Consider the following 10633-nt stretch of genomic DNA (forward strand, 5'->3'; position numbering starts at 1 on the left):
CCCGGAGGAACGGTCCCGCCCCTCCGCCCGGCGTCACGGGCGGCGCGGAGGGGAGCCCGGGCCGGGCACGTCCCCGTGCTCCCCGGCCGCCGCCGGCACGGCGGCCACCGGTGTCCCTCCCCTCACCAGCGGCAGCGCCTCTCCCGCCGTCAGCTCCGGATCGTCCACGGCGAACGTCCGCACCCGTCCCGGTGCCGACCACGGGTCCTCGAACCGCACCGTGACCCGTCCGATGCCGCTCCCCTGCACCCAGCCGGCCCCGTACACCGCGTGCCGCACGTCGTGCCCGGGTGTCCAGCGCCGCTCCACGGGCCCGGTGGGCCCGGTTCCGGCGGCCTCCGCCGCCTCGGCGTCCGCCCCCGTCGTGCCGTCCTTCCCCCCGGTGCCCCGGTCCTCCACCGCCTCCGCCTCCGCCTGGGCGAACAGGTCCTCCTGCGTGTAGTCCGCGAGGCCGCTCACCCCCACCCCCAGCAGCCGCACGCCCCCCGTGGTGTCCACCGCGTCGAGCAGCCGCCCGGCGGCCTCCCGCACGACTCCGAGGGCGTCCGTCGGCCCCCGCAGCGTCTCGGAGCGGGTCAGCGTCGAGAAGTCGAACCGCCGGACCTTCAGGACGATCGTCCGTCCCGAGTGCCCCGACGCCCGCAGCCGTGCGACACACCGCTCGGCGAGGCGCTCGACCTCGGCCCGGATCCGTGTCCGGTCGTGCAGGTCCACGTCGAAGGTGTCCTCGACCGAGACGGACTTGGCGTCCCGCTCGGCCACCACGGCCCGGTCGTCGTGCCCCAGCGCCATCCGGTGCAGCGAGGTCCCGTGCGCCCGGCCGAGGAGCCGTACGAGTTCGTCCTCGCCCGCCTCCGCGAGATCGGAGACGGTGGTCATCCCGGCCCTCCGCAGGTGCTCCCCGGTCGCCGGCCCGACGCCGGGGAGGATGCGCACGGAACGCGGTCCCAGGAGTTCCCGTTCGGTTCCCGGCTCGATGAGGACGAGCCCGTTCGGCTTCGCCTCCTCGGAGGCGATCTTCGCGATCATCTTGGACCCGGCGAGCCCGACCGACCCCGTGAGCCCGGTCGTCGCCAGGATGTCGGCCCGCAGCCGCTCCCCCGCGGCCCGCGCGCTCGCGGCGTCACCGGCGACGCCCCCCGCCTCCAGGTCCACGAAGGCCTCGTCGAGGCTGAGGGGTTCCACGAGCGGGGAGAGACGCCCGAGCAGTCCCATGACCTGCTCGCTGATCGACCGGTAGAAGGCGAAGCGCGGTACGAGGTAGGCCGCGTTCGGCGCGAGCCGCCGCGCCTGTCCCATCGGCATCGCGGAGTGGACCCCGAAGCGGCGTGCCTCGTACGACGCGGTGGCCACCACTCCCCGGGGGCCGAGACCGCCGACGATCACGGGCTTTCCGCGCAGGCTGGGCTTCGCCGCCTGCTCGGCGGCGGCGAAGAACGCGTCCATGTCGAGGTGCAGGATCGTCGGCGCGGCTCTCACGCGTCCGATGCTGCCTCATGCCACTGACAGCGCCCCACCGGGCCGGGGCCGGCGCGGCGGGGCGGACGGTCTCAGACCGCCCTGTCCCTGCGCCGCCTGGCCAGTTCGTCCCCCGGGTTGTGCCCCACGAGGGTCTCGCCGGTGTCCACCCGCTCCCCGTGCAGCTGGGACAGCGCAGCCTCCACGTCCCGCCAGACCACCCCGACGGCGATGCCGAAGACTCCCTGGCCGCCCTGGAGCAGGTCCACGACCTCGTCGGGCGAGGAGCACTCGTAGACGGTGGCCCCGTCGCTCATGAGCGTCATCCGCTCCAGGTCGCGGAAGCCCCGGGCGCGCAGGTGCTGCACGGCGGCCCGGATGTTCTGCAGGGCCACCCCGGTGTCGAGGAAACGCTTCACGATCTTCAGGACGACGACGTCGCGGAAGCTGTAGAGCCGCTGCGTCCCCGACCCGTACGCGGGCCGCACGCTCGGCTCCACCAGCCCGGTGCGCGCCCAGTAGTCCAGTTGGCGGTAGGTGATCCCGGCGGCCGCACAGGCCGTGGGACCGCGGTAGCCGACCGCCTCGTCCGGCACGCCCTCACCGGCGCCCGTGCCGAAGTCGCCCACACTGCCGTGAAGCGGATACGGACCGCTCTCCCCGGACACACGTCCGAGGGAGCTGCCTGCCGTACCGTCCGCGCTGCTCATCACGCCGACCCTCCGTCCTTGACCTGCCCACACGAAGGTAGGCAGTCACTCGGGGTGCGTCAACGATCGCCACACTCGGCACGCCGAGTGATAATCACCCTGAGAGTGGTTTCCCGTATCTCTCTCCGGGGAAAGGCTACTCGAATGCTCTGACGGCGCCCCGCGAACGGCCTCCGGCCGTACCGCCCGGTCCGGCCGGCCACCGGCCCCGCCGGTGACCGGACGCCGGTCTCACTGACTGTTGGTCCCGAAGTCCTCCGGTGAGATCTGATCGAGGAATTCGCGGAACTTCTCCACCTCGTCCTCCTGCTCGTCCGGAATCGCGATGCCGGCGTCGTCCAGGACGCCGTCGCTGCCGTAGATCGGCGTCCCGGTCCGGAGGGCCAGCGCTATCGCGTCGGACGGCCGCGCGCTCACCTCGACGCCGCTGGCGAAGACCAGTTCGGCGTAGAAGACCCCGTCACGCAGATCCGTGATGCGGACTTCGGTGAGTTCCTGTCCCACGGCCTCCAGCACGTCCTTGAAGAGGTCGTGCGTCAGCGGTCGCGGAGGCGCCATGCCTTGCTGGGCGAAGGCGATCGCGGTCGCCTCACCCGGTCCGATCCAGATGGGGAGGAACCGATCGCCTCCCACTTCACGCAGGAGCACGATCGGCTGGTTGGAGGGCATTTCCACTCGGACACCCACAACGTCGAGCTCGTTCACACAGCAACCCTAGGACGTGCCCGGCCGGTTTGGATAGTCGGGCCCCTCCCGGGTCACTGCGACCGGATGCCCAGGGCGATCTGCACCAGGGCCGCGTGCAGCCGTACCGACTGCGCCGCCAGCTCCTTGGCCGTGGCCTCCGCATGGGCCCTGGTCTGCGGGTTCCGGTGTCGGCGCAGCGGCGCGACCACCTGCTCGATCAGCCCGGCCTCCCGGTCCGCGCCCGCCTTGACGGCCCTCAGGTGCCGGGGTTCCAGACCGAACCTGCCCAGATCCGCGACGAGGCGGGCGACGGTGACGGCCTCGGCGTCGTAGCCCCCGCCCACCGCCTCGGCGATCAGGCCGTACGACTCCCACTCGGCGAGCTCGGCCTCGGTCACCCCGGCGGCGGCGAGCAGTTCGGCCCGTCCGAGCCGCGCGGCGGCCGGCGGCTCCGCCTCCTGCTCCCAGGGCCCTTCCAGGAGGTCCCGCCGGCGTCCGGGCGCCGGAAGCCGGACCTGCTCTCCCCGGGCGAGGGCGTCGAGGTGCTCGCGGATGACCTTCAGCGGAAGATAGTGGTCCCGCTGCATCCGCAGGATCTGGGCGAGCCGCTCCACGTCCTGCGGGCTGAACTTGCGGTATCCGGAGGCCGTCCGCCGGGGCTCGACGAGCCCCTCGGCCTCCAGGAACCGGATCTTGGAGATGGTCACTTCGGGAAACTCGTCGCGCAGCTGGTTCAGCACCGTGCCGATGCTGACCAGCCTGTCGCCCTCGGCGGCGGCGCCGAATCCGGCACCGCCCGTCGGTGTTCGCAGCATGGACCTTCCCTGAAGGGGCTTCTCCGAGGCGTCACACGCCCCGCTGGCTCGAATAGAAGACCAGCCGGTACTTGCCGATCTGTACCTCGTCACCGCTGGAGAGGACGACCGAGTCGATCGGCTCGCGATTGACGTAGGTGCCGTTGAGGCTGCCCACGTCGGAGACGGTGAAGCTGCCGTCCTGCGCCCGCCGGAACTCCACGTGCCGCCGGGAGACCGTGACGTCGTCCAGGAAGATGTCGCTCTGCGGGTGACGGCCGGCCGTCGTCAGCTCGCCGTCGAGGAGGAACCGGCTGCCGGAGTTCGGCCCCCGGCGCGCCACCAGGAGGGCGGACCCGGGCGGGAGCGCCTCCACGGCCGCCAGCGCCTCGGGAGAGAGCGAGGGCAGCGCGGTCTGGCCGGTGACCTCCGCGTCGTAGGCCTCCAGGCCCGAGATGGAGATGGTGGACGTCGTCTCCGACGCGCGCTCGGGGACGGCACCGCCCCGGAGCGGCGTGCCGCAGTGGGAGCAGAAGCGGCTGTCGGCCGCGTTGCGGTGACCGCACCTCGTGCACACCGGCATGGACGCATCCTCCTGCCGCGGCTGCCCCGCCGAGGTCTGTGTCGCGTACGGATCGGGAGAGAACCCTCCACCCGTACTCGAGGTCGATGGTTCTCCGAAACCTATGCGGGCGGCCCCGGCGGGGTCAACAGAAGACGCGCCCGGTGTGCCCGGAATGTCACCGCCCCGGCGGCCCTCGACCTCATCGCGGAACAGCGGGCGCTCGTCCCCCTGATCCTCGCTCTGGTGGCGCGACGCGCGGTGCCGGGCGTTGCCGCCGTCCTCGCGTCCGCTCTTGCCGAACAACTTCGCAAACAACTTCACGGGCGATTCCCCTTGACCGAAACAGACCCGCCCGTGGGGCAGGACGAACCGAGATCCATCACACCTGCCGACCCGGACACCTTCACAACGTCCGTATCCTCCGGACAGTTTCCACCACGCACCACCGTTGTGATGCGCCGACCCCCCGCAACCTCTCGCGCTTGTCGCGGGACCCCCCTCGCGCTCCTTCTCACCGCGAGGACGACTGAGCGTAGTCAGGCCGCTCCGCCGGTCGCAAGGCGTCGACGACGATCTTCGCCGCCCGTTCCACCGTGGCCGTGGCCTGCTCCTTCTCCAGGGTCTGCACGACACCGCCCGGGATGTTGAGCGCGGGCTCGAGATCCTCGGGCTTGCCGATGACCTTGAAGACGTACGGAGCGGTCACCTTCGTTCCATCGATGCGCATGTCGTCGCCGGCACCGGTGAAATAGCTGTTCGCCACCACCCGGACGCCGTTGACCTGGATGGCCTCGGCCCCCGCCGCGCGCAGCTCCTGGATGGCGTCGAGCAGCATGTCCGACTCGACCGCCCCGGTGGGGTCGCCGACGCTCAGGGTGATGCCGGGGCCCTCGGCGGCGACCGTGCCGGCCAGGATGCCGAGCTGGCGTTCCTTCTCCTGGGTCTGCTTGCGCGCCTCCTCGGCCTGGTCCGAGCTGGACTCCAGCTCGGAGCGCTGCTTCTCCAGACGGGTCTTCTCGTCCTCCAGGCGCTGCGTGCGGTCGTCGAGCTCGTCGAGAATCCGCACCAGGTCCTCCTGGCGCGCGCCGCGCAGGGCGCTGTTGTCGCTGGTCGAGGAGACCTGGATGGCCAGGCCGAGGCCGAGGCCGAACAGCAGCAGCGCGACGACGAGCTGGGCCCTGGTCACCCTGGGCGGCCACAGCGCGGAGACGAGCCTGCGCCGCCCGCCCTGCTCGTCCCGGACGGGCCGGGCGGGGGCCGGCGCCCCGGGGGCGCCGGGCGGCCGGGGGGCGGGCGGCGTCGGTACGGAGGGCGGCTGGGAAGTGCGGGGCGGCCCGGGTACGGAAGGCGGCGCCGGTACGGAAGGCGGCTGGGAAGTGCGGGGCGGCCCCGGTACGGAGGACCTCCCGGGCGCGGGAGGCGGACCGGGCCTCCGGACGTCCTCGTCCGCTCGCGGCTCCCCGCCCGGGGGCTCCGGCGTAGCGGGCCGGTCCTCGCCGGGCAGGCCGCCGTTCCCGGCGCCCCGGACGCCGCCGGGGCCGGACTCCCCGGTCTCCCGGGGGCTCTCGCCCTTCCGGGGAGCCTCGGGAATCTCGGGGTTCTTGGCGTTCTCGGGATTCTCGGGGTTCCTGGAGTTCTCCGGGTTCTCGCTCATCGGCCTCACGCCCGGAAGACGTGGCGCCGGATGGCGGCCGCGTTGGAGAAGATCCGGATGCCGAGGACGACGACCACGCCGGTGGACAGCTGCGCGCCCACGCCCAGCTTGTCGCCGAGGAAGACGATCAGCGCGGCCACGACCACGTTGGACAGGAACGAGACCACGAAGACCTTGTCGACGAAGATCCCGTCGAGCATGGCCCGCAGCCCGCCGAAGACCGCGTCGAGGGCGGCGACCACGGCGATCGGGAGGTAGGGCTCGAACACCGCCGGAACCTCGGGGCGGACCAACAGCCCGACCACCACTCCGGCGATCAGGCCCAGTACGGCGATCACGATGTGCCCTTCCCTGTCTCGGCCGTGGCCCGGCCGGACGGCGTCGCCCCGGCCCTCCTCGGCTCTGCGGTACGTACGGTCAGGCTGGGCGCGGCCGGCAGGCGCACGTCGCCCTCGGCCGAGATCCGGCTCCTGATCCCGAAGTTCTCCACCAGGACGTGCAGGTACTGCCCGTCGGCGCTGTTCTGGAACGCGGTGCTCAGCCGCTGTCCGTCCCCGATCGCGAGGACGGTGTACGGCGGCACCAGCGGCTTGTTGTCGACCAGTATGGCGTCGCCGGCCGCCCTGATCGCGGACAGCGACGTCAGCCGCTGCCCGTTGATCGCGACCGCCTCGGCGCCCGACTCCCACAGCCCGTTGACCACGCGCTGCATGTCCCGGTCGCGGACGCGGCCCGTGTCGGAGAAGCCGCTGCTCTCCCGGGGCCCGCCACCACCGCCGCCGGTTCCCTTGGCGTCGTCGACGACGAGCCGCACCCCGGGGCCGTGGACCGGCGTGGCGCCCGAGAGCAGGGCCACCAGCTCGGCCTGGTCGCCGCCGTACTGCTGCAGCGCCCGCCGCTGGCGTTCCCCGACCTCGGAACGAATCCGTTCGACGTCCCGCTCCAGGGCGTCGGCGCTCGACGTGTCCGCCTCGATCCGGCCGATCAGCTCCTGCCGCTCCTTGGCGACGACCGGCGCGGAGACGCGCGCCTCGGCCGCTCCGACGGTCACCACCGCGGCGGCGAGCGCGAGGCCGGCGGCGAGGCCGAGCTTCGCCCGCAGGCTCCGGGGCAGTCCCGCGCCCTCGGCGGCGCGCCGGGCGGTGGCCTCGGCGTAGCCGTCGTCGAGGGCGTGGTCGATGACGTTGTTCAGCAGCGACATGGAGGCGTCCGGGCGCGGCGGCGGCGAACCGGTGCTCCGAACGGGGGACTGCTGCGACATGCCGCACATCGTCGCACGTCGTACGGCCTACCACCGAATGGCCCCTCCGTCCGGTGGGGAGGCACCCCTCGGGCACCTCCCCACCGGACGGTCCGTACCCGTCAGCGACCTGCGCCGTCGACCACCTCGGCCCACTCGTCGAGCAGGGCCTGGGCGGAGGTGTCGTCGGGGCCCTCCGCCCACAGGTGGGTGACGGCCTCGGCCGGGTCGGGCAGCACCATCACCCAGCGCCCGTCGGCCTCGACCACCCGGACGCCGTCGGTGGTGTCGACGGAGCGGTTGCCCGCCGCCTCCACCACCCGGCGCATCACGAGCCCCTTGACGGCCCACGGGGTGGCGATGTCCCGCTTCAGGACGTGGGCCCGCGGGATGCGGGCGTCGATCTGGCTCAGCGTGAGCTGGGTCCGCGCCACGAGACCGAGCAGCCGCACGAACGCGGCGGTGCCGTCGAAGACGCTGCTGAACTCGGGCACGATGAAGCCGCCGCGTCCGTCGCCGCCGAAGATGGTCTCCTCCTCCCGGCCGACCCTCGTGAGGTCGTCCGGGGAGGTGGTCGTCCACTCCACCTGGGTGCCGTGGTACGCGGCGACCTGCTCGGCGATCCGGGTGGTGGTCACCGGCAGCGCGACCCGCCCGGAGCGGCGTTCGGCCGCCACCAGGTCCAGCATCACCAGGAGCGCGCGGTCGTCCTCGATGATCCGGCCCCGCTCGTCCACGAGGGACAGCCGCTCGCCGACGGGGTCGAACCGCACGCCGAAGGCGGCCCTGGCCGAGGCCACGATCTCCCCGAGCCGTACGAGACCGGCCCGCCGGCTCTCGGGCGACTCGGTGGGCCGCGACTCGTCGAGACCCGGGTTGATCGTGAGCGAGTCGACCTGGAGCCGGCCGAGCAGGCTGGGCAGCACGAGTCCGGCGCTGCCGTTGGAGGCGTCCACGACGACCTTCAGGCCCGCCTCCGCGATCCCGGAGGTGTCGACGTTCCGCAGCAGCGATCCGGTGTACGAGTCGAAGACGCTCGCCGGGAAGGAGAGGTCACCGATCTCGCCGGGGAAGGCCCTCCGGTACTCCTGGCGCGCGAACACGCGGTCCAGCTTGCGCTGCCCGCCCTGCGAGAGGTCGGCTCCGCGCTCGTCGAAGAACATGATGTCGACGGAGTCGGGCACGCCGGGCGAGGTCCGGATCATGATGCCGCCCGCACTGCCCCGGGCGGTCTGCTGGCGGGCCACCGGCAGCGGTACGTTCTCCAGGTCCCGCACGTCGATGGCGCTGGTCTGCAAGGCGGAGATCACCGCCCGCTTCAGTGCGCGGGCGCCCCGGGAGTGGTCGCGGGCCGTGGTGACGGTCGCGCCCTTCTTCAGGGTCGTCGCGTACGCTCCCGCGAGGCGCACGGCCAGTTCCGGGGTGATCTCCACGTTGAGGATGCCGGAGACGCCGCGTGCGCCGAAGAGGTGGGCCTGTCCGCGGGACTCCCAGATGACCGAGGTGTTGACGAAGGCGCCGGCCTCGATCGTCTTGAACGGGTAGACCCGGACGTTGCCCTGCACAATCGATTCTTCGCCGACCAGGCACTCGTCGCCGATGACGGCGCCGTCCTCGATCCGGGCGGCCCGCATGACGTCGGTGTTCTTGCCGATCACGCAGCCGCGCAGATTGCTCTGCTGACCGATGTAGACGTTGTCGTGGACGACGGCCTTGTGCAGGAAGGCGCCGCTCTTGACGACCACGTTGGAGCCCACGACGGTGTGCTCGCGGATCTCGGCGCCGGCTTCGACCTTCGCGTAGTCGCCGATGTAGAGCGGTCCCCGCAGTTCCGCGTCGGGGTGTACTTCGGCGCCTTCGGCCACCCATACGCCGGGCGAGATCTCGAAGCCGTCGATGTCGACCTGGACCTTGCCCTCCAGGACGTCCGCCTGGGCCTTCACATAGCTCTCGTGGGTGCCGACGTCCTCCCAGTAGCCCTCGGCGACATAGCCGTAGATCGGCTTGCCCTCCTTCATGAGCTTCGGGAAGACGTCACCCGACCAGTCGACCGAGACGTCCGCCTCGACGTAGTCGAACACCTCGGGTTCCATCACGTAGATGCCCGTGTTGACGGTGTCGGAGAAGACCTGGCCCCAGGTGGGCTTCTCCAGGAAGCGCTCGACCTTGCCCTCTTCGTCGACGATCGTGATGCCGAATTCCAGCGGGTTCGGTACCCGGGTGAGGCAGACCGTGACGAGGGCGCCCTTCTCCTTGTGGAAGGCGATGAGATCCGTGAGGTCGAAATCCGTGAGCGCGTCCCCGGAGATGACCAGGAAGGCGTCGTCCTTCAGCGCTTCCTCGGCGTTCTTCACGCTGCCCGCTGTGCCGAGCGGCTTCTCCTCGTTGGCATACGTCAGCTCCATCCCGAGTTCTTCGCCGTCGCCGAAGTAGTTCCGGACCAGGGAGGCGAGGAACTGGACGGTGACGACGGTCTCGTTGAGACCGTGCCTCTTGAGCAGTCGTAGGACGTGCTCCATGATCGGCCGGTTCACCACCGGCAGAAGAGGCTTGGGCATGCTCGAGGTCATGGGGCGAAGACGTGTTCCCTCGCCACCGGCCATCACGACGGCCTTCATGTCGGAAGCGTCCTCCTTCAAGAGATGACGGTCCTGCCGACTTCACCTGTCCGCTCGGTCACCCGCGGACTTCCTCGTCGTTGCCGGCGACGCTGCTCGACACATGAGGGACGGGCTCAATCGGCCTCGGTATCCGTCTTCACGAGTCGACGGACCTGGACCACGTAGAGGATTCCTGCCCACCAATACAGAGTTGTACCCCATCCGGCGAAGGCCCACCCGAAAACTTCAGCGAGTGACGAAAGCCAACCGGTTCCGTCACTGAGGAGGAGCAACGGAAACGCGTACATGAGGTTGAAAGTCGCAGCTTTTCCGAGGAAGTTCACCTGCGGCGGCGGGTAGCCGTGGCGCCGCAGGATTCCCACCATGACGAGAAGCATGGCCTCGCGCGCCAGAAGGGCCGCGGTGAGCCAGAGCGGCAGGATCTCCCGCCAGGTCAGGCCCACGAGGGTGGAGAGGATGTACAGACGGTCGGCAGCCGGATCGAGCAGCCGGCCGAGGCTGCTGATCTGGTTCCAGCGCCTGGCCAGTTTTCCGTCGAGATAGTCGCTGACGCCGCTGAGCGCCAGTACGAGAAGCGCCCATCCGTCGCTCTTGGGGCCGCCGAACTCGGGTCGGAGAATCAGCCACAGAAACAGCGGCACGCCGACGAGGCGCGCCATGCTGAGAATGTTGGGGATGGTGAGGACCCGGTCGGTCTGAACGCGAGTCTCCTGGACCTCCACCCGGGGGCCTCCTGCTGGGCTGGTGCCGACGTTGCCCCCCGACCCTACCTTCAGCCACCGGCCGTTCCGCACAGGGGGGCCGAACCGCCCCGGAACGCAGAAAAGCCCCGCACCATGAGGTGCGGGGCTTTCCCACAATGATTGTTCGGCGGTGTCCTACTCTCCCACAGGGTCCCCCCTGC

10 protein-coding genes are annotated in these 10633 nt (G+C 71.2%); all 10 read right to left on the reverse strand.

Translation table 11 applies throughout. From position 1 onward, the window contains the following. Positions 1–33: 33 nt before the first annotated feature. The 10 genes from ACZ3IL_RS28535 to ACZ3IL_RS28580 all read right to left on the reverse strand — a co-directional run bounded on the left by ACZ3IL_RS28535 (position 34) and on the right by ACZ3IL_RS28580 (position 10451). A complete protein-coding gene (locus ACZ3IL_RS28535) occupies positions 34–1479 on the reverse strand; it encodes a DNA polymerase IV (RefSeq protein ID WP_467394959.1) in 1446 nt (481 codons plus the stop codon). A gap of 71 nt (positions 1480–1550) precedes the next feature. Beyond that, on the reverse strand, positions 1551–2168 hold the full coding sequence (locus ACZ3IL_RS28540; protein ID WP_467394961.1) for a MerR family transcriptional regulator: 618 nt from the start codon (positions 2166–2168) through the stop codon (positions 1551–1553). Positions 2169–2399: 231 nt separating this feature from the next. Next, positions 2400–2873, reverse strand: coding sequence for a bifunctional nuclease family protein (locus ACZ3IL_RS28545; protein WP_467394963.1), 474 nt, complete (start codon positions 2871–2873; stop codon positions 2400–2402). Positions 2874–2926: 53 nt separating this feature from the next. Next, a complete protein-coding gene (ftsR, locus tag ACZ3IL_RS28550) occupies positions 2927–3670 on the reverse strand; it encodes a transcriptional regulator FtsR (protein ID WP_467394965.1) in 744 nt (247 codons plus the stop codon). Positions 3671–3701: 31 nt separating this feature from the next. Further along, complete coding sequence (locus ACZ3IL_RS28555) at positions 3702–4643, reverse strand: FHA domain-containing protein (protein ID WP_467394974.1); 942 nt, start codon at positions 4641–4643, stop codon at positions 3702–3704. 82 nt (positions 4644–4725) lie between these two features. Next, a complete protein-coding gene (locus tag ACZ3IL_RS28560; RefSeq protein WP_467394976.1) occupies positions 4726–5718 on the reverse strand; it encodes a DUF881 domain-containing protein in 993 nt (330 codons plus the stop codon). Between the two features lie 155 nt (positions 5719–5873). Further along, positions 5874–6206 carry a small basic family protein gene (locus tag ACZ3IL_RS28565; protein ID WP_388692450.1) on the reverse strand — a complete coding sequence of 111 codons (333 nt, stop codon included), beginning with the start codon at positions 6204–6206 and terminating at the stop codon, positions 5874–5876. Then, positions 6203–7129 (reverse strand): DUF881 domain-containing protein, encoded by a 927-nt coding sequence (locus ACZ3IL_RS28570; protein WP_467394968.1) that lies wholly within the window; start codon positions 7127–7129, stop codon positions 6203–6205. Before ACZ3IL_RS28570 ends, ACZ3IL_RS28565 begins: the two co-directional genes overlap by 4 nt. 101 nt (positions 7130–7230) lie before the next feature. Next, entirely contained in the window at positions 7231–9726 is a 2496-nt protein-coding gene (locus tag ACZ3IL_RS28575; protein WP_467394978.1) for a sugar phosphate nucleotidyltransferase, read from the reverse strand. Between the two features lie 116 nt (positions 9727–9842). Further along, positions 9843–10451 carry a CDP-alcohol phosphatidyltransferase family protein gene (locus ACZ3IL_RS28580; RefSeq protein ID WP_125667251.1) on the reverse strand — a complete coding sequence of 203 codons (609 nt, stop codon included), beginning with the start codon at positions 10449–10451 and terminating at the stop codon, positions 9843–9845. Positions 10452–10633 lie beyond the last annotated feature (182 nt).

It is taken from the genome of Streptomyces sp. NPDC014907 (assembly GCF_055562975.1).

Excerpts from the sequence above, each read along its gene's own strand:
- ACZ3IL_RS28575 (WP_467394978.1), bottom strand. The coding sequence starts at position 9,726 with ATGAAGGCCGTCGTGATGGCCGGTGGCGAGGGAACACGTCTTCGCCCC.
- ACZ3IL_RS28570 (WP_467394968.1), bottom strand. The coding sequence starts at position 7,129 with ATGTCGCAGCAGTCCCCCGTTCGGAGCACCGGTTCGCCGCCGCCGCGC.
- ACZ3IL_RS28540 (WP_467394961.1), bottom strand. The coding sequence starts at position 2,168 with ATGAGCAGCGCGGACGGTACGGCAGGCAGCTCCCTCGGACGTGTGTCC.
- ftsR (WP_467394965.1), bottom strand. The coding sequence starts at position 3,670 with ATGCTGCGAACACCGACGGGCGGTGCCGGATTCGGCGCCGCCGCCGAG.